A 17718-nucleotide genomic window follows, 5' to 3' on the forward strand; every position below is an offset into this window, starting at 1 on the left:
GCTGTGACATCAGCGTTCCGACGTGCGGTGGAAGCGCATCCCCGAGGCCTGGTCGCGGGGCTTGAGGACGATCGTGTCCAGGTTGACGTGCGACGGCCGGCCCATGGCGAACGCGACGACCTCGGCCACGTCCTGCGCGACCAGCGGCGTCAGGCCCTCGTAGACCTTCGCCGCGCGGGCCTCGTCGCCGCCGAAGCGCACGAGCGAGAACTCGGTCTCCACCGCGCCCGGCGCGACCTCGGTGAGGCGCACCGGCTGCCCGAGCAGCTCGCCGCGCAGGGTGCGGTGCATGGCGCCCTCGGCGTGCTTGGCCGACGTGTAGCCCGAGCCGCCGTCGTAGACCTCGAGGCCGGCGATCGAGGTGATGGTGACGACGTGCCCGTCGCCGGAGTCGATCAGCAGTGGCAGCAGCGCCTTCGTGATGCGCATGGTGCCGAGGACGTTGGACTCCCACATCCAGCGCCACTTGTCCTCGTCGGCCTCCATCACCGTCTCGGTGCCCTGCGCGCCGCCCGCGTTGTTGACCAGGCCGCGCAGCCGCCCGCCGCCGTCGACCATCTCGCGCACCGACGCCGCGAACGCCGCGACCGAGTCGGCGTCGGTGACGTCGAGGGCGAGGGCGGTGCCGCCGACCTCGTCGGCGATCTCCCGGCACCGCTCCACGCGGCGCGCGCCGAGCACGGGGTGCCAGCCGTCGGCGGCCAGCGCGCGGGCGGTGGCCGCGCCGATGCCGGAGCTGGCACCGGTGACGACGGCGAGGGGGCGGTCGGTTCCGGGAGGCGCGGAAGGCGTGGTCACACCGCCGCACCCTAGGACGCCCCGGGCCGGGCAGCGGGTTCGGCGCGGCTCCGCGGCGGCCGCGCACCTAAGCTGACCACCGTGACCCCGGCGGCGACGACGGCATCGGCGGCCTGCGCGGCATCAGCCACCCCCGCGGTACCGCGATCCCGGGGCACGGATCCGGTCATCCGTCACCATCCTGGGCGCCCGCGTCGCGTCGCCGTCATCTCGCTGCACACCTCGCCCCTGGCCCAGCCCGGCACGGGCGACGCCGGCGGCATGAACGTCTACGTCGTCGAGACCGCCCGGCGCATGGCCCAGCGCGGCGTCCAGGTCGAAATCTTCACGCGGGCGACGTCGTCGGACCTCCCGCCGGTGGCCGAGCTCGCGCCCGGCGTGCTGGTCCGGCACGTCACGGCCGGTCCGTACGGCGGGCTGGGCAAGGAGGACCTGCCGAGCCAGCTCTGCGCGTTCACCGCCGGGGTGCTGCGCGACGAGGCCCGCCACGAGCCCGGCTGGTACGACGTCGTGCACAGCCACTACTGGCTCTCCGGGCAGGTCGGCTGGCTGCTCCGCGACCGCTGGGGCGTGCCGCTCGTGCACACCGCGCACACCCTGGCCAAGGTCAAGAACGCGTCGCTGGCCGAGGGCGACCGGCCCGAGCCGCTGTCGCGGACGGTCGGCGAGGAGCAGGTGGTCGCGGAGGCGGACCGCCTGGTGGCCTCGACGCAGGCGGAGGCCGACGACCTCGTCGCCGCCTACGGCGCCGACCCCGACCGCGTGCGCACCATCGCGCCCGGCGTCGACCTGCGCACCTTCACGCCCGCCCGCGACCGCGAGGCCGCCCGCGCCGCGCTCGGGCTCGCGCCGGACGCCGTCACGCTCGCGTTCGTGGGACGCATCCAGCCGCTCAAGGCCCCCGACGTGCTCCTGCGCGCGGCCGCCGCGATGCTCGCGCGGCGCCCGGAGCTGCGGGGACGGCTCGTCGTCCTCGTCGTCGGCGGGCCCTCGGGCACCGGCCTCGCCGAGCCGGAGTCGCTCGTGTCGCTCGCGCGGGAGCTGGGTATCGCCGACGTCGTGCGTTTCCTGCCGCCCCGGGGCGGCGACGACCTCGCCGCGGTCTACCGGGCCGCCGACGTCGTCGCGGTCCCGAGCCACTCCGAGTCGTTCGGCCTCGTCGCGCTCGAGGCCCAGGCGTGCGGGACACCGGTGGTCGCCGCGGCCGTGGGCGGGCTGCCGACGGCCGTCGCGCACGAGCGCTCCGGGCTGCTCGTCACCGACCACGAGCCCGACCACTGGGCCGACGCGCTGGCGCGGGTGGGGCTCGACCAGGCCGAGCGCCAGCGGCTCGCCGCGGGCGCGGTCGAGCACGCCGCGATGTTCTCGTGGGACCGCACCGCCGACGCGCTGCTCGCCACCTACGCCGAGGCGTCGCGGGCCCAGGCGCGTGACCGGGCGCGGGAGGTGGCCGTGTGAGCGATCTCGAGGAGATCGAGAAGGTGCTGGTCGCCGCGCTCGAGGAGCGCGAGCTGACCTACCTGCGCCGCGGGCCGGGGCGGCTGTTCGTCACCCTGCCCGGCACGAAGAAGCTCGCCACGCACTGCTGGCTGGTGCTCACGCCGCACGCGCTGCTCGTCGAGGCGTTCGTCTGCCGGCACCCGGACGAGAACCTCGAGGAGGTCTACCGCTTCCTCCTGCAGCGCAACGCCCGGCTCTACGGCGTGCACTACACGATCGACCGTGCGGGCGACATCCACCTGGTCGGCCGGGTCGGGCTGCACGCCGTCACCGACGACGAGGTCGACCGCATCCTCGGGCAGGTGCTCGAGGCCGCCGACGGCGACTTCAACACCCTGCTCGAGCTCGGGTTCGTCACGTCGATCCGCCGCGAGTGGGCGTGGCGCGAGTCGCGGGGCGAGTCGCTGGCCAACCTCTCGGCGTTCGCGCACCTCGTCGACGGCGGCGACGGTGCGGGCGGCAGCACGGGTGACGGCACGGGGCGCTGAGCGGGATCCGCAGGGCCACGCCGCCGGCGTGGGACGGGGGGCATCCGACGCCGGCGGCGGGCGACTCGGGGCGCTCGCGTGAGAGTGGCCGCCGACCGACCCCGTGTGTCGAATCGGCTGCTGGAACTCGAGGGTCCCACCACGGAACACACAGGGCAAGGCGTCGTCACGCGGCTGAACGGGTGACACGGACCGTCTCGGACGATCCGCCCGATCACGCAGGGATCGGCACGACCGAGTACCGGCAGGTAGGTTGGCCGCGCACCGCGGTCCGGCTTCGAGGAGGACGCCCCATGATCGTTCGCAGCCCGTACGACGACGTCGACGTCCCGGACGTGGGTCTGCCCGAGTTCCTGTTCGGCGACCTGGGCGACGCCGCGCAGCGGGTGGCAGTCATCGACGGGCCGTCCGGGCGCGAGGTCACCTTCGGCGAGCTGGCGGGGGCGGTCGACCGTTTCGCCGCCGCGCTCGGCGAGCGCGGGCTCGGCCGCGGCGACGTCCTCGCCCTGTTCGCGCCGAACAACCCGTACTACCCGGTGATCTTCCACGGCGCCCTCGCCGCCGGCCTCGCCGTCACGACCGTGAACTCGCTCTACACCCCCGACGAGCTGGCCTTCCAGCTCCGCGACTCCGGCGCGAAGATCCTGGTCACCGTCTCGCCCTTCCTCGACCGCGCGCGGGCGGCGCTGCGTGAGGAGGGCGTGGTGGTCGCGGAGACGATCCTCCTCGACGACGCGCGCGACGACGCCACCACGCCGATGCCCGAGAGCACGCTCGCCGACGCGCTGTCGACGACCGCCGAGCGCCCGCAGGTCACCGTCACGGGCGACGACGTGGCCGCGCTGCCCTACTCGTCGGGCACCACCGGCCGCGCCAAGGGCGTGGTGCTGACCCACCGCAACCTCGTGGCGAACCTCGTCCAGTTCCAGGCGGTCAACGCGAGCACCGGGCCCGACTCGACGATCCTCGCCGTGCTGCCGTTCTTCCACATCTACGGCATGACCGTGATGATGAACCACGGCATCTACGTGCGGGCGACCGTCGTGACGATGCCCAAGTTCGACCTGGCCGACTTCCTCCGGACGATCTCCGAGCACCGGATCGACCGCGTCTACATCGCCCCGCCGATCGCCGTGGCGCTGGCCAAGCACCCGATGGTCGACCAGTACGACATCGACTGCGTCGACGTCGTGTTCTCCGGCGCCGCCGCCCTCGACGCCGAGCTCGGGCACGCGGTCGGCAAGCGGCTGAACTGCACGGTCCTGCAGGGCTACGGGATGACCGAGCTGAGCCCGGTCAGCCACGCCATGCCGCAGGACCGCCCCGACATGGACCTCAACTCGATCGGTGTGGCGCTGCCCAACATCGAGTGCAAGCTCGTCGACCCGGAGACCGGGCAGGAGGGCGTCGAGCGCGGCGAGCTGTGGGTCCGCGGGCCGAACGTCATGCGCGAGTACCTCAACAACCCCGAGGCGACCGCGGCGACCCTGGACGCCGACGGCTTCCTCCACACCGGCGACGTTGCCACCGTCACCGACGAAGGCGTCTTCCACATCGTCGACCGGGTCAAGGAGCTGATCAAGTACAAGGGCTACCAGGTTCCGCCGGCCGAGCTCGAGGCGCTGCTGCTGACGAACGAGGGCATCGCCGACGCGGCGGTCATCGGGGTCAAGGACGCCGAGGGCGAGGAGATCCCGAAGGCGTTCGTCGTGCTGCAGCAGGGCGCCGACCTCTCCGGTGACGACGTCATGTCCTTCGTCGCCGAGCGCATCGCGCCGCACAAGAAGGTCCGCGTGGTGGAGTTCGTCGACCAGATCCCGAAGTCGGCGTCGGGGAAGATCCTGCGGAAGGATCTTCGTGCTCGTGAGCAGGCTCCCGCGTAGGGTCTCTGACCCGGTGTTCCGGGACTCTGACCTGCGACGACGCCGAATGTCCGATGTGAAGTCTCTGTGAGTCTCAGCGGGCGTGGGCGGTTCGTCGGGAGATTCCACGGAACAGTCACGGACCGGATCTTCCATTTCAGATCTTCACTCCTCGCCGAGTAGATCTTGGATGCGGGCGTTGTAGGCGGCCCGTTCGCCGTCGAGGCACGCGGCGTCGACCGACAGCAGGACCTTGACCGAGTGGCCGGCCCGCTCGGCGACCTCCGTGGGCGGCACCCCGGCGTTGAGCCAGGACGACAGCGCCGCGTGCCGGAGGTCGTACGGGCGGGCCGCCAGCGGTGACGACGCGCCGAGTACGCGACGGACGTCATGACGCCACGCGCTACCAGCGTTGATGGTCGGACGAACGGCGGACCGGCGGCGGTGGAACGTGCGGTCGAGTTCATCGACGCCAACGCGCACCGCGCGATCAGCACCACCGAGCTCGCCCAGGCGGCGCGACAGCGTCGTCAAGATCGCGACCCGGTGGCAGTTCACCAACCACGGCCGGTCGCTGCGACGTATCGGCGCCGCTACGGATGCACCCCCGGCACCACCCTGCGCGCCCTTCCGGTCGGCGAGGACCCGACCTCTGCGGAGCGGCTGGCCGTGCACTCCCGACCGCATCACGCCCAGGAACGCGCCGAACTGGTCGCCGAGCGAGCGGTCAGAGCACAGCTCCGGGCGCTGATCACGCAGGTCAGTGCCGAGAACGTGCCGCTCTCGCCGGTCGTGGAGGCGCGGTTGCTGCTGAATCTGAGTCGAGAAGCCGCGGCGAAGGTCGAGAACGCGACCGACACAGCGGCCCACTGAGCGCGGCAGTGCACGGCGCTTGCAGACCGCTCACCGGGCGGGGACGGTGGTCGCACCGCAGCGCGCGGTACCGGCTTCCGGTTCACCAGCGAAGCCGGTGGAGCCGGTCCCGCTTCCGCACCTGCCACGCGTGGGGGCTGGAGCGGGGCCGTGCTCGGCCGCGTGACCGTGATCGGATGTCGGGGCTGATGAGCGGTACGGTTCAACCACGGTCGACCGCACGGCCGTGACCCGGACACGGGGCGCCGCTCGCTCGACGCTCCCGACAGTCCCGTTCTTCATGTGCATCCCCGACCTCCGCCGGCCGGTGGGGAGGGCAGATCGCAGCGCATGTCGCTCCGGCTCTGCCTGGCCAGTGCGCTCCACGTACTGCTCCCTGTGCCCACCGCCCCTCAAGAAGCGGGGAGCACACCCATGGACCCCACCTCCCACGACGACCTGGTCGTCGCCCTGCGCGCCGCCGCTCGCGACCTGGCCCAGCGCCGCAGCATCCGCGACCTCCAGCAGACTCTCGAGCAGATCGTCGCCTCGGCGGTGGCGACCATCCCGGGGGTCGACGCCGGCAGCATCTCGATGACCGAGCACGGACGGATCGAGACCCGCTGTCCGACCAGTGACGCCATCGGCAAGCTGGACAACACCCAGAGCGAGCTGCACGAGGGCCCCTGTATCACCGCGATCGAGGCACCGCCTACGAGCGGGATCGTGCTCGCCACCGACTTCGCCGACGCTGACGCCGAGCGCTGGCCGCGATTCGCCCCCTACGCGGTCGAGGCCGGCTACCGGGCCCTGATGTCCACCCAGCTCTCGGTCGACGGGGGCGTTCGCGCCGCCCTGAACCTGTACTCGGCCACCCCGAACGCCTTCGACGAGCACGCCCAGACCTTGGCCGGGCTGTTCGGTATCCAGGCCGCGATGCTGCTCTACGGGGCCAACACCGCCACCCACCTGCAGCACGCCATCGACAGTCGCGACCTCATCGGACAGGCCAAGGGCATCCTGCGCGAGCGGTTCAAGGTCGACGACGAGGGCGCCTTCCAGATGCTGGTCAAGTCCTCCCAGGACACCAACATCAAGCTCACCGCCGTCGCCCAGTGGCTCCTCGACGACACCGCGCCCGATCCGAAGGAGCCCTGAGCCCGCGCACCCCTGTTCGGCCCCAGCCCTGAGGCGCCACCGACCGTGGAAGGATGTCCCCCGCCAGGCCGCCGCGAGAGAGGACTCGAGCTCCCGGGCCACGGCGTTCGGGAAAGCGGAACAGGCGCATTGACACGGCGCCGGACGTGACGACCGTGGAGTTGCTGGCCCTACTCGACCGCTCGCGGCCCGGGAACAGTCAGCCGAGGCGGTCCTCGCGCTCGCTCCCCCCGCGAGCCGGGGGCCGCCACCGCCACACGCGTCGGGAGCAGGCACGCCTGTCCCCGCCGTGCCGTCGGACACAGCGCTGGACGTCGAACCCCGCGCACCCGCTGAGCGCGACGGACGGATAGGGGAGTTCTCCGTCGTCGTGCCGGGTCGTCGGTGACCCCCAGGGTGTGAACCGCGGAACCACCACGGAACAAGGTCGCAGTCACGACGGCTCCAGGAGGCCTCGAGGGTTCGTCCGGTCGACGGGGTAACGGCACGGCTACGCGCGGCGACAACTGGTTCATCTGCGGCCGGACAGGCCGGATCACCGTCCGAGTCGGCCCAACCCGTCGGGGGAACCACGAATGTCTGTCGCGCCTGAGTCCGGCCCGCGTCCGATGGCCGGCGGCCGTCCCCCGACGCCCTCGCCGCAGGTGGCTGTGCAGGTCCAGCCGCAGCGGTCCCGTGGCCCGGCTCACGACATCCCGGGCTCGTCCGACGTGACGGACCGACTGTTCATCCCGCAGGAGTACCGGCAGCCTCGTGCGCAGCCGGCCGGTGCCGGGCTGGTCCAGCGCCCCAGCGCGGGGATCGCCCAGCCCGGGCACCTCGGACGGGCGATGAAGCGTCGCAACCCGGTCGGGGTGTGGCTCGGCCTGCCGCTGATCACCTTCGGCATCTACACCTACGTCTGGTACTACAAGATTCACCGTGAGATGGCCGAGTTCGACCGGCGTCGCGTCGTCCCGGTCGCCGGACCGATGCTGGTGCTGCTTCTCCTGAGCTGGACGATCGTGGCCCCGCTGGTGTCGCTCTACAACACCGGGAACCGCATCGCCGACGCCCAGCGCGCCGCCGGCCTGCGCCCGACCTGCAGCGCCGGCATCGGCCTGCTGCTCTGCTTCGTCTTCGGGCTGGTCTCGCTGTACTACCAGAGCGAGCTGAGCAAGATCGTCGACTCGTACGGCGCCCCCGTGGGCACCGAGGTCCCCCTCCGCGGCTGAGTCCGCAGCCGGTGTGGCGACAGGCGGTCGTCGGGCTGGACGGCGGTTCACCACGACGGGACGGAATCCAGAACGGAGACGACCCGGAAGCGCGAGCTGCGCAGACCGAGACCTGCTGAGTTGCTGCGCGACCGTCCGGAAGCATGCCCGCGCACGCGGGTTCTGCGTCGTTCCCCCCCAGCGCACAGCCTCCGGGGCCGGCGTGGTCCGCGGAGATCCCTGCTGCGGGCGGGCCGCACCAGGCCCGGCGCCGGCCCGGCTCGATGTCTTCCCGCCGGGCGAACCCCGACGATCTCCCCGGAGTCGCATACTCGTCGTTGTTTCGGCGACGTGAGTCCTCTCCGGAGGCCTGGGGACGTGGTGAGCGGGATGGACGAGCGTGACGCGCGGGACGCCGCCGCCGACGACCGGGACGCGCGCGCCGACGCCCGCGAGACCCGGGCCGGCAGCAGGGAAGCCGAGGCCGACCGGCGCGAGCACCGGGCCGACGACCGGGAGCGTCGAGCCGACGACCGCGAGGCCGACCTCGACGACCTGGCACGCACCGTCGGAGTGCCGACAGCGAGTCCGTTCGACCGGGCTGAGCAGGCCCTCGAGCGCGCTCAGGAGGCGATCGCGAGGTCACGCGACCGTCTCGAGCGCTCGCGGGCGGCGATGGATCGTGCTCGAGCACGCCGCGAGCAGAGCCTGGTCAACCGCGCCAGCGCCGAGGCGGTCCGGGCCACCACGGACGCCGACGACACCAGCACGGAGGCCCCCCGGCTCCCCTCCACGACGGACCACGTCGCGTCGACGCCCGACCGGGACGTCGGCGGGACGGAGGCCGGCCCGGGTGCGACGGTGCGCCGGATCCGGCCGCGGAGCGCCCGCGGGGACGATTCCCCGGCGGGTGGCGAGCGGCGCGACACGCCGCGCTCCTGACGGCGTCCGGGTCTCTGCACGGTCGGGGCCCAGCGTTTCGCCCGCGGGACCCGTCGGGCACTCTTGAGTCGCGGTCCACCCACGGCGCCGGCCTCGACGCGAGTCCCGAGCGGCCGACGGACAGGAGCCGCCGATGTCCGACGATCGACCCGTCCGACATTCCCGAGCCGTGCTGGCCCGCGCGCGGGCAGCGGTGGCTGAGGCGGAGCGCGCCGTCGAGGTGGCGCTCCAGGCGCAGATGTCGGCTCGGCTCGCGCGGCGCCGGCACGAGGAGATGCGGCTCTCGCCCGTGGTGGAGGCTCGACTGCACATGCTGCTCGGCCCGTCGGCGGACCGGACCCCCGAGCGGCGGGCGCCGGCACCACCCGTCGGGGAGCACCGACCCGCGGCGGGCAAGACCGTCGACGAGGCCGTCGACGAGGCCGTCGACGAGGCCGTCGACGACCCCGCGGATCGCTCGGTCGAGGAGGGAGCACGATCGCGGACCGGGGCCCAGGACGTGCCTCTCCGGCGACCTCGGTGGTAAGACCGAGCCATGAGCGATGCCGGCGACGACCACCGCCTCCGTCACCCCGACCACCACTGCCCGTCCCGGGCCTGACGCGGACCGGCCGCCGCGCATGTCCCACCGCGAGGCAGCGGCGCCCGGGGAAGGATCACCCGGCGTGACGAGTGCGGTGGCGGCACGTGTCGACAGAGCGCTCGAGCGGGCCCGCCACACCGTGGCCGGCGCCGAGGTGGCGCGGGAGCTCTCGGCCGACCTGCGGAAGCGCCGGGCGCTCGCGCGCATGCTCGTGCGTGGCCGACCGGCCCGGGCGGCAGCCGGGGAAGGTCCGCGGGTCGAGGGCCCGGACGACGTCGGTGGCGCGCCGACCTCGACCACGCCGGACACCGCCGTCGACCTCGCCCCCGCCGCCGAGGCGATCCTGCGCGACCGGCTGGGCAGGGCCGCTCGGGCGCGGGCCTGCCCGTCGCCGCGTCGTCCCCGGGGCGGCGGGGGGATGCGCTGCCGGGACAGAGGTCGAGCTGCCGGCCCTGATGTCCGCTCCGCGGCCGATCGGTGCTCGCCGCCGGAGCGCGTGCTCCGCCCGGCCGCAGGAGGCTCGCCATCTCCGACAACGAGCAGCTCGTCGTCGCCCTGCGCCGCGCGGCGTGCGACCTGGTGGCCCGGCGCAGCATCCGCGACCTCGAGAAGACCCTGGCCGGGATCGTCCGTGCCGCGGTGGACACCGTGCCCGGCGTCGACGCCGGCGGCATCTCCGTGACCGACGACGACACGATCAGCTCCCGCGGCCCCACCACCGAGACGATCGCCAAGCTCGACCGTCTCCAGGGCGAGTGGCACGAAGGCCCGTGCGTCGACGCCATCGAGCGGCCCGCGAACGACGGCGTCGTCGTCGCCGACGACCTCGACGGACCCGGCGAGGGCCGGTGGCTGCAGGGCGAGGCGACGGAACGTGGGCGGGTCGGCCCGCCGGGCCGTCGCGCCGCGCATGCCGAGGGCGCCGGGACGGCGCGGGACGACTGGTGATCATCTGTACCGAAACCGAAGGGCATGAGCGCTTGACGTAAAAGTGACCGTCGGAGGACTGTTGGTGACGAGTCGCGACGCTGCGCCTCGCGACTCGGCGCGGCCGTTCTCGGTCGTCCGCCCGGACCCCGCCGGCCACCCTCCCCCCATGTGGCCGGCGGGGCCTCGGGCGGGCTTCGCCGGGGTCCGCGCCGGGTCCCGCGCCGCTCGTAGCGTGGGGGCGTGGACCGCGGTGGGGATCGCAGGGCGCCGAGCGTGACCGCTGCCATGACGGGGGCGGCGGCGATGGCCGCCGCGGGCGTCGCGACGACGATGCTGCTGACCGGGACGTCGGCGGTGGCCGCAGTGCTGACCCTGCTGCTCGTCGGCGCCCAGGGCGGGCTGCTGCTCGCCCTCCCGCAGGGCGCGCGCCGGACGCGACAGTTCCTGCTGGCCGCCTCGGCGGAGGCGGGCCTGACCCACCTCGTCGCCGGGGACCCGACCGCCGCCTCCGCGCTGGTCTACCTCGGGGTGGGCGTGGTGTTCGCGGGGATCGTCGTGGCGGGTCTCGCGCTCTGGCCGCCGGGCACCGACCCCGAGCCCGGGGAGCGTCGCGGCGACACGGCGCCGCTGCCGGTGGTGGACGGCGACCGGGACGCCTAGCGGCGGGCGGCGTCCGCCGTCCCGTACTCGTCGTGACGGCGCCACCAGACGTAGGGGTCGGACTGGGGCGTCCCGGCCGGCGCGTCCTCCCAGATCTCCTGGCGACCGAACGGCGTGAGGTCGAGGAAGGACCACACGCTGCCCAGCGCCTCGGCGCCGCGCCCCTCGACCATGTACGTGCGGTAGACGTCGTCGCCGTCGCGCAGGAAGACGTTGACGGCGAAGCCGTCGCCGAGACCCAGGTCGGCGTACAGGTCGCTGCCGGCCGACGAGTACCACGGCGTCGTCCAGCCCATCCGCTCGCGGTAGGGCAGCGTCTCCTCGAGCGGGCCGGAGCTGATCACCGCGCGGGTGACGTCGCGGGCGTGGAGGTGGGCGGGGTGGCCGAACTGGTCGACGACCATCGAGCAGCCCTCGCAGGGGCTCTCCGGGTCGTGCCACATGAACTTGTAGGCGACGAGCTGGCGGCGCCCCTCGAAGACGTCGACCAGCCGCACCGGGCCGTCGGGGCCTTGGAGCACGTAGTCCTTCTCCAGCTCGACCATCGGCATCCGGCGCCGGGCCGCGGCGAGCGCGTCGCGCGCGCGGGTGAGCTCCTTCTCGCGCACGAGCATCTCCCGGTGGGCCTGCTCCCACTCGGCGGCGGAGACGACGGGGCGCGCGGTGAGGTCCATCTATCGATCCTAGAAGAGGACTGCTCAGTTGTGTCAAGGGATTCGCAACGGGCCTGTCGGGGTGTCCGGCTACCGTCGCGCCCATGAGCGGGACGGGGGAGGACCAGGAGCAGGGTCAGGACCAGGGGCTCGGCCTGGACGAGGTGCTGCTGGCGCTGCGGCGCGACCTCGTCGCCGCCCGCGGGCGCCCCGGCGAGGGCTACGGCCTCGGGGTCCGCGAGGTCGAGATCGAGCTCGCCGTCGAGGTCCGCCGCCGGCGGGAGGCCGAGGGCTCGGTGGGGGCGAAGTGGTTCGTGCTCTCCGGCGACGTGTCCGGCCGCGGCGAGCGCGAGCGGTCCGACACCCACCGCATCACGCTCACCCTCGGGCCCGTGCTGCCCGACGCCGAGGAGCGCACCGGGGCCGCGGGCCGGGAGGCGGACGCCGAGACGGGCGGGGAGACCGCGGCGGGCGTCGTCGGGCCGGCGATCGCCGGGTCGCTGCCGGAGGACGCGCGCTGACCCGGCTCTCGCTCAGCGGTGCCCGGCGCGCCCGGTGCGGTAGTGCCCGGGGTCGCTCAGTCGCAGGTCGCGGCGGGTGTGGTGATCGGGTCCGATGCGGTGCGCGAGGCGCCCGCCGTGCAGCGCGACCAGGCCCTCCTGCAGCGGCTCGTGGTGGGTGGACGCCGTGGCGTCGACCAGGGCCTCGCCGACGACGTCGGGCCGGCCCGCCCGCCGGGCGGCGCTGTCGACCGCCTCGACGACCCAGACGTGCTCGGGCAGGGCGGCGAGACGGTAGAGGTCCGCGAGCGCCGGGTCGACACCGCGGGCGAGCAGGCCCTCGAGGAAGTCGTCGCTGCGCACGACGTAGGTGCGGAAGGTCAGCTCGCCGGCCGCGGCGGCGCGGGCCACCGGCTCGTCGGCGTCGGCCCGGCGCAGGTAGCCCGCGAACCACAGCCGCCCGGCGGCCTCGGCGCGCTCGGCGGTCACGTGGATCGCGGGCAGCAGCGGCAGGATCGCCGTCTGCCAGGGGCGGTGCGCGTCCTCGGGCTCGGCGAAGGGATCCCGGACCTCGAGGTAGGGCCCGCGGGCGTCGTCATGGCGCCACAGCGTCACCCGGCGGTCCTCCTCGGGGTCGCGCCGGTATCCGACGACCACCCACGCGTGGCTGGCGGAGATGACGATGGGCGGGAGCTGGCTGTTGACGTAGCGGCAGAGCACCGCGCGCAGGGAGAGTCGGCCGGCCTGCGGGTCGGGGCGCCCGCCCGGGACCGTCGGGGGAGCCTGCGCGGACGGGGGGACGGCATCCGCCGCGGCGTCCTCGTCGCGCGTCGCGGGGAGGTGCATCAGCCCGGGCGACAGGCCGAGGCGCGTGGCGCCGGCGAGCATCTGCTGCACCGAGAGGCCCTCGCTGGGGACCTGCCGGCCGACGATGACCCCGCCGAGCGCGGCGTCGTGCACCTCGGCGGTGAGCCGGCGGGGCAGGCCGTGGGCGAGGTGGGCGTGGCGCAGCACCATCCACAGCGTCGCGTGCGCGCAGCGCAGGTACTCGGCGTCCTGGCTGAGGAACGGCATCGCCGTGATCCGCAGCGGGTGCCCGAACAGGGACACGCGCTCGGTGGCCTCGCAGCGCACGGCGTCGTCGAGGCCGGGCGGCGGGGCGATCATCGTGCGCCCGACCGGCGTCGAGGGCAGGGGGCGGAGCACGACGTAGCCGCGGTAGGCCTCGGGTCGCAGGCGGGAGAGGTCGTCGGGGACGTCGTCGGTGAACAGGTGCCAGCGGTGGCACACCGAGGGGCGGCGGCGGAACAGCTGCCCGTGGAAGGCGCCGTGCTCGCTGCGCCAGTCGTGGTCGAGGTGGCGCTGCTCGACGACGACGCTCGCCACCCCGTGCTCGCGGGCCAGCTCGACCACCCGCTCGAGCGGGCGGCTCCCCGCGCCGCCGGCGTAGAAGTCGACGAGCTCCTCCCACGCCCCGGGCACGGTGACGTCGTAGACCGCGCCGGCGGCGTCGTCGGGCGACCAGGAGAGGAACGACCAGGTCACGGCCGCGCCCGCCCGCGCTCAGTGGAGGCGGACGCCCTCGGTGTCGACCTCCGCGCGCAGCTCGGCGTCGCGGACCCGCGCGAGGTCCGCGCGGTAGCGCTGCTGGAGGGCCGGGTCGTCGAGGTGGAGCCGCGCGGCGAGGTCGCCCGCCGGCTCACCGGGCTCGACGATGCGTCGCCGTCCCGTGCGGGCCGGCCCGTCGTCCGTACCACGCGCCATGGCGTCTCCCGGGTGGTGTGCTCACCACCCAGGCTACCGGCGCGCGGGCACCGCGGCGACGGGCCGACCTCGGTCACGGCGTCACCGTAACCGCGGTCCCCGACAGCGCCGGGTCACTTCCCCAGCGCGGCGTCCAGCGTGATCGTGGTGCCCGCGAGCGCCTTGGAGACCGGGCAGGTCTTCTCGGCGGTGGCGGCGAGCTCGGCGAACCTCGCCTCGTCGACACCGTCGACGTCGGCGCGCAGCGTCACCGCGATGCCGCTGATCTCGAAGCCGCCGCCCGTGGCCGGCGACAGCGTCACCTCCGCGCTCACGTCGATGGCCCTGGCGGTCAGGCCCTCGCCGCCGAGCACGCCGGAGAGGTTCATGGCCAGGCACGACGAGTGCGCCGCGGCGATGAGCTCCTCGGGGCTGGTCTGGCCGTTGGGGTCCTCCGCGCGGGTCGGGAACGAGACGTCGAACTGTCCCGCGTTGGACGAGTCGAGGGTCACCTGGCCCGTGCCGTCCTGGAGGCCGCCCTCCCAGTGCGTGGTCGCGTCGCGGCTCGGCATCGTCGTCTCCTGTCAGCTCGGGTGGGGTCGGCCGACGGACGACCCGCCGTCGACGCCGCGGAACGCGACCGTCGAGGCGGTGATCGTCCGGAGGAGCACGACGAGGTCCCGGCGGGCCCGGTCGTCCAGACCGAGCGCGCACCCGATCGTCCGCGGGACGTGGGTGACGCGGCCCCGCAGCGCGCGGCCGGCGTCGGTGAGGTGCACCGTGACCGTCCGCTCGTCGCGGGGATCGCGACGCCGTTCGACCAACCCGGCACCCTCCAGCCGCTTGAGCAGCGGCGAGACGGTGCCGTAGTCGAGCGCGAGGGCGCCACCGACGTCCCGGACCGTCCGCGGCTCGGACTCCCAGAGGGTCAGGAGGACGAGGTACTGCGGGTAGGTCAGGCCCAGCTCGGCGAGCAGGGGCCGGTAGACGTCGGTGACCGCGCGGGACGCCGAGTAGAGCGCGAAACAGGCCTGCTCCGAGAGCCGCAGGTCGTCCGTCGCCCCCTCGTCCGTGCTCACGCCAAAAACCTAGCGCACGATCTCATCGTGCACAATTTATCGGCGGGTGGCCTTGCGCCCCGTCACCTTGTTGTAGATCACCAGAAGGATGATCGCGAAGATCACCGACCCGATCCAGCCGATCGGGTTGGACAGGGTGATGCGTCCGGTGAAGAGCGAGAAGACCAGGCCGCCGACGACCGAGCCGAGGATGCCGAGGCCGATGGTGGCGAAGATGCCGATGTTGTCCTTGCCGGGCACCAGCGCGCGGGCGATGAAGCCGACGATGAGCCCGAAGACGATCCAGCCGAGGATGGTGAGGATGGTCATGTGACCTGCTCCGATCCGGTAGTACGAGACGTGCAGCGCCCACGTTCCCGCGGATCACCGCGCTCAACCAGCCCCGGCGCGCCGGCCCCACACGGTCTTCACCCCCCGGCCACCGCGCCGAGCGCCCCCACCCCCGGCACGCCGGACGACGCGGTCAGGGACTCCAGGTCGTAGACCCGCATCGACGCCGCGCGGCCCGCGGAACAGGTCAGCGGCGTCGGCGAGGCGACCCACCGCTCACGCACGAGCACGGTGACCGGACCCCTATCCTCGCCGCCGTCGAGGCGCACCTCGGTCAGTCCCGGCTCGCGCACCTCGACGCCGAGCACGCGCAGGGCCTCGACGTGGTGCTCGTCGTAGGCCAGGCGGGCGTGGTGCTGCGCGGCCTGGGCGGGCGGGGAGAGGAACGTGCGCCCGCGCACCCAGGTGGTGTCGACCTCGCCGGCGGCGTAGCGCCGGACGACCTCGACCGCCTCGGTGGCCGGCACCCGCCCGAGCACCAGGCCGTGGGGGAGCAGGACGACGTTGGCGGCGAACCGGTCGCCGCCGGTGTGCGTGGTCTCCCACGTGCGGTCGGGGTACTCCATCGCGAGTGCGGCGGCGACCGGGCGCCCGCGCATCGCGCAGCAGGCGTCGTGGCGGCCGTGCGCGCACACGAGGTAGACCGGCTCGGTCGACGGCGTCGTCACCGCCTCGAGGTCCGCGAGCGCCGCGGGCAGCTCCGCGGGCGAGCCCACCCGGCCCCAGCGCACCGACTCCGCGCCCGGCGTGGTGTCGACGAGGGCGAACCGGCCCCGGTCCGCCGCGGCCTCGCCACGGGCACGCGAGCGGCGGATGAGCTGGAAGCGGGCGCCGCGGGCCCGGCAGAAGGCGTCGATCGCGTCGATGACCTCGTCCGGGTAGCCGGCGTCGCCGAGCGCCTGGTGCCCCCAGGGGCCGGGGTGCTCGACGAGCAGCCAGCACCGGGCCGGGGGCGCGGTCGCGACGAACGGGTCGGCGCGTTCGCGGGCGGCCTCCGAGCAGCGGAAGCTTGCGGCCGGCTCCGACGTGGTCATCTCCCCGTCATACCCCGCCCGGGCGGCGATGGACACCCGGGCGGGAGACTGAGGTAAGGACGACCTCACCCCGCGCGTCACACGGGGACGAGGACGCCCTCGCGCAGCAGCCGGCGCACGACGACGGCACCGTCCTCCGGTGCCAGCCCGGGCAGCTCGCCGGCCCGCGCCGGCTCGCCGTCGAGCAGGCGTGCGACCGCGTCGCGGGTGCCGGCGGGCAGGGTCAGCGTGCGGTCGGGCAGCTCGAGGACCACGGCGGCGGCTGCGTCGTCCGAGCCGTCGGTGGTCTCCGGGCGCAGCCGGTGGCGCAGGCCGCGCCGCAGCCGCACCGACGTCGACACGTCGGCCCCGGTCGCCGCCGCGGCCTGGACCAGCGGGGCGACCGGCTCCGGGCGGTTGCCGTGCCAGACGCGCCGCCGGACGCTGCGGGCGACGCGCTCGGTGCGCGGCGGGTCCGGCGCGGCGAGGGTCTCGGCGAGCCGGGCGGCGACCGCCTCGACGTGCGGGGCGAGCGCGGTCGGGTCGGCCGCGTCGATGCCCAGGGGTAGCGAGGCGCGCAGCTCCGGGTCGGTCGTCAGCGCGCCCAGCAGGGCGTCCACGAGCGCCCAGCGGGTGAGCACGTGCACGCCGATGGTCAGGTGCGCGCTGACCTCGCCCTGCGCGGTGGCCGAGTGCAGGTAGCCGCGCGGGAGGTAGAGGGCGTCGCCGGGCTCGAGGACCTCGTCGATCAGCGGCTCCTCGGCGGCCCGGGCGGCCACGGCGTCGGCGTGGTCGTTCCAGGGCTGGGAGCGCAGCGGGTCGGGGTGCACGGGGGCGTGGACGTGCCAGCGTTTGGTGCCCGCGACCTGCAGGACGAAGACGTCGTGTACGTCGTAGTGCGCGGAGAAGCCCTGCGACGACGCCGGCGTGATGTAGGCGTTGGTCTGGGCCGGGTGCCCGAGCTCGGCGGCGAGCTCGGTGACGAGGTCGGCCACCGGGCCCCAGGTGCGGTGCACGCCCTGCAGCACCACGGTGTGGCCCTCGGCGAACAGGGCCGCGACGCGGTCGTCCTGCACCTGGTCGGACACCTCGGCCCCGACACCGCCCTCGCCGGTGAAGTGGCGGGAGTCGACCACCGTGCCCTGCTTGGCGATCCGCAGGAACGGCGTGCGCAGGCCGCGCCGGCTCAGCAGCTCGTCCACCGCGGCCAGGTCGAACAGGTCGCCGAACGCCGAGGGGTGCTCGGCGGTCCCGGCGTGCTTCGCCAGGTCCGCGGCGCGCGAGAGCCGGGCCTCGCGGCCCCACGCCGCGGCGGCGAACTCGTCGAGGTCACCGGCGACGAGACGCCGCAGCGCCGGGCGGAGGTGCCCGGCGCCGCGGTCGGGATCCGGGGACCGGTCGCCCGCCGGCGCCACGGTCGTCTCGGTCGTCACG

21 protein-coding genes are annotated in these 17718 nt (G+C 74.4%); 11 read left to right on the top strand and 10 right to left on the bottom strand.

What is annotated here, in order from left to right:
- Positions 1-9 precede the first annotated feature (9 nt).
- Positions 10-798 (bottom strand): SDR family NAD(P)-dependent oxidoreductase, encoded by a 789-nt coding sequence (locus ACYX4T_RS21940; protein ID WP_476011376.1) that lies wholly within the window; start codon positions 796-798, stop codon positions 10-12.
- 168 nt (positions 799-966) lie between these two features.
- On the opposite strand from ACYX4T_RS21940, the gene mshA reads away from it, so the two are divergent.
- The 3 genes from mshA (at position 967) to ACYX4T_RS21955 (ending at position 4669) form a co-directional block, all read left to right on the top strand.
- Entirely contained in the window at positions 967-2256 is a 1290-nt protein-coding gene (mshA, locus tag ACYX4T_RS21945; RefSeq protein WP_476015341.1) for a D-inositol-3-phosphate glycosyltransferase, read from the top strand.
- Positions 2253-2786 carry a type III secretion system chaperone family protein gene (locus ACYX4T_RS21950; RefSeq protein ID WP_476011377.1) on the top strand — a complete coding sequence of 178 codons (534 nt, stop codon included), beginning with the start codon at positions 2253-2255 and terminating at the stop codon, positions 2784-2786. Before mshA ends, ACYX4T_RS21950 begins: the two co-directional genes overlap by 4 nt.
- 293 nt (positions 2787-3079) lie before the next feature.
- Positions 3080-4669 (top strand): AMP-binding protein, encoded by a 1590-nt coding sequence (locus ACYX4T_RS21955; RefSeq protein ID WP_476011378.1) that lies wholly within the window; start codon positions 3080-3082, stop codon positions 4667-4669.
- Positions 4670-4813: 144 nt separating this feature from the next.
- Here ACYX4T_RS21955 and ACYX4T_RS21960 read toward each other — a convergent pair whose 3' ends face one another.
- Entirely contained in the window at positions 4814-4945 is a 132-nt protein-coding gene (locus tag ACYX4T_RS21960; protein ID WP_476011379.1) for a hypothetical protein, read from the bottom strand.
- A gap of 147 nt (positions 4946-5092) precedes the next feature.
- Between ACYX4T_RS21960 and ACYX4T_RS21965 the strand changes: the two genes are divergently transcribed.
- The 7 genes from ACYX4T_RS21965 (at position 5093) to ACYX4T_RS21995 (ending at position 10966) form a co-directional block, all read left to right on the top strand.
- Positions 5093-5521 carry a hypothetical protein gene (locus tag ACYX4T_RS21965; RefSeq protein ID WP_476011380.1) on the top strand — a complete coding sequence of 143 codons (429 nt, stop codon included), beginning with the start codon at positions 5093-5095 and terminating at the stop codon, positions 5519-5521.
- 414 nt (positions 5522-5935) lie between these two features.
- On the top strand, positions 5936-6658 hold the full coding sequence (locus tag ACYX4T_RS21970; protein ID WP_476011381.1) for a GAF and ANTAR domain-containing protein: 723 nt from the start codon (positions 5936-5938) through the stop codon (positions 6656-6658).
- A gap of 710 nt (positions 6659-7368) precedes the next feature.
- Entirely contained in the window at positions 7369-7872 is a 504-nt protein-coding gene (locus ACYX4T_RS21975) for a DUF4234 domain-containing protein (protein WP_476011382.1), read from the top strand.
- Between the two features lie 369 nt (positions 7873-8241).
- Positions 8242-8793 (top strand): hypothetical protein, encoded by a 552-nt coding sequence (locus ACYX4T_RS21980; RefSeq protein WP_476011383.1) that lies wholly within the window; start codon positions 8242-8244, stop codon positions 8791-8793.
- Between the two features lie 193 nt (positions 8794-8986).
- Positions 8987-9319, top strand: a complete 333-nt coding sequence (locus ACYX4T_RS21985; protein ID WP_476011384.1) for a hypothetical protein — start codon at positions 8987-8989, stop codon at positions 9317-9319.
- A 534-nt stretch (positions 9320-9853) separates the two neighbouring features.
- Positions 9854-10324 (top strand): hypothetical protein, encoded by a 471-nt coding sequence (locus ACYX4T_RS21990; RefSeq protein ID WP_476011385.1) that lies wholly within the window; start codon positions 9854-9856, stop codon positions 10322-10324.
- A 255-nt stretch (positions 10325-10579) separates the two neighbouring features.
- On the top strand, positions 10580-10966 hold the full coding sequence (locus tag ACYX4T_RS21995; protein WP_476011386.1) for a hypothetical protein: 387 nt from the start codon (positions 10580-10582) through the stop codon (positions 10964-10966).
- Here the strand turns inward: ACYX4T_RS21995 and ACYX4T_RS22000 are convergent.
- Entirely contained in the window at positions 10963-11640 is a 678-nt protein-coding gene (locus ACYX4T_RS22000; protein ID WP_476011387.1) for a DUF899 domain-containing protein, read from the bottom strand. The two genes, ACYX4T_RS21995 and ACYX4T_RS22000, sit on opposite strands and share 4 nt — an antisense overlap.
- An 83-nt stretch (positions 11641-11723) precedes the next feature.
- On the opposite strand from ACYX4T_RS22000, the gene ACYX4T_RS22005 reads away from it, so the two are divergent.
- Positions 11724-12140 carry a trypco2 family protein gene (locus ACYX4T_RS22005; RefSeq protein WP_476011388.1) on the top strand — a complete coding sequence of 139 codons (417 nt, stop codon included), beginning with the start codon at positions 11724-11726 and terminating at the stop codon, positions 12138-12140.
- Between the two features lie 12 nt (positions 12141-12152).
- Here the strand turns inward: ACYX4T_RS22005 and ACYX4T_RS22010 are convergent, their stop codons facing one another.
- The 7 genes from ACYX4T_RS22010 to ACYX4T_RS22040 all read right to left on the bottom strand — a co-directional run bounded on the left by ACYX4T_RS22010 (position 12153) and on the right by ACYX4T_RS22040 (position 17717).
- Complete coding sequence (locus ACYX4T_RS22010) at positions 12153-13664, bottom strand: hypothetical protein (RefSeq protein ID WP_476011389.1); 1512 nt, start codon at positions 13662-13664, stop codon at positions 12153-12155.
- A gap of 18 nt (positions 13665-13682) precedes the next feature.
- Positions 13683-13883, bottom strand: a complete 201-nt coding sequence (locus ACYX4T_RS22015) for a hypothetical protein (RefSeq protein WP_274200442.1) — start codon at positions 13881-13883, stop codon at positions 13683-13685.
- Positions 13884-13996: 113 nt separating this feature from the next.
- The gene (locus tag ACYX4T_RS22020; protein WP_476011390.1) at positions 13997-14434 is read right to left on the bottom strand and encodes an OsmC family peroxiredoxin; all 438 of its coding nucleotides are present in this window, start codon (positions 14432-14434) and stop codon (positions 13997-13999) included.
- Positions 14435-14446: 12 nt separating this feature from the next.
- A complete protein-coding gene (locus tag ACYX4T_RS22025) occupies positions 14447-14941 on the bottom strand; it encodes a MarR family winged helix-turn-helix transcriptional regulator (RefSeq protein ID WP_476011391.1) in 495 nt (164 codons plus the stop codon).
- 36 nt (positions 14942-14977) lie between these two features.
- On the bottom strand, positions 14978-15250 hold the full coding sequence (locus ACYX4T_RS22030) for a GlsB/YeaQ/YmgE family stress response membrane protein (RefSeq protein ID WP_476011392.1): 273 nt from the start codon (positions 15248-15250) through the stop codon (positions 14978-14980).
- Between the two features lie 98 nt (positions 15251-15348).
- Entirely contained in the window at positions 15349-16305 is a 957-nt protein-coding gene (locus tag ACYX4T_RS22035) for a sucrase ferredoxin (protein WP_476011393.1), read from the bottom strand.
- 77 nt (positions 16306-16382) lie between these two features.
- Complete coding sequence (locus tag ACYX4T_RS22040) at positions 16383-17717, bottom strand: cupin domain-containing protein (protein ID WP_476011394.1); 1335 nt, start codon at positions 17715-17717, stop codon at positions 16383-16385.
- Between the last annotated feature and the right edge of the window lies 1 nt (position 17718).

The sequence above is a fragment of the Actinomycetospora sp. ABD4_176 genome, from assembly GCF_056311855.1.

What these genes read in the sequence shown, in the direction of transcription:
- ACYX4T_RS21955 (WP_476011378.1), top strand. Translation starts at nt 3,080, where the DNA reads ATGATCGTTCGCAGCCCGTACGACGACGTCGACGTCCCGGACGTGGGT.
- ACYX4T_RS21970 (WP_476011381.1), top strand. Translation starts at nt 5,936, where the DNA reads ATGGACCCCACCTCCCACGACGACCTGGTCGTCGCCCTGCGCGCCGCC.
- ACYX4T_RS21980 (WP_476011383.1), top strand. Translation starts at nt 8,242, where the DNA reads ATGGACGAGCGTGACGCGCGGGACGCCGCCGCCGACGACCGGGACGCG.
- ACYX4T_RS22000 (WP_476011387.1), bottom strand. Translation starts at nt 11,640, where the DNA reads ATGGACCTCACCGCGCGCCCCGTCGTCTCCGCCGCCGAGTGGGAGCAG.
- ACYX4T_RS22005 (WP_476011388.1), top strand. Translation starts at nt 11,724, where the DNA reads ATGAGCGGGACGGGGGAGGACCAGGAGCAGGGTCAGGACCAGGGGCTC.
- ACYX4T_RS22015 (WP_274200442.1), bottom strand. Translation starts at nt 13,883, where the DNA reads ATGGCGCGTGGTACGGACGACGGGCCGGCCCGCACGGGACGGCGACGC.
- ACYX4T_RS22020 (WP_476011390.1), bottom strand. Translation starts at nt 14,434, where the DNA reads ATGCCGAGCCGCGACGCGACCACGCACTGGGAGGGCGGCCTCCAGGAC.
- ACYX4T_RS22030 (WP_476011392.1), bottom strand. Translation starts at nt 15,250, where the DNA reads ATGACCATCCTCACCATCCTCGGCTGGATCGTCTTCGGGCTCATCGTC.
- ACYX4T_RS22035 (WP_476011393.1), bottom strand. Translation starts at nt 16,305, where the DNA reads ATGACCACGTCGGAGCCGGCCGCAAGCTTCCGCTGCTCGGAGGCCGCC.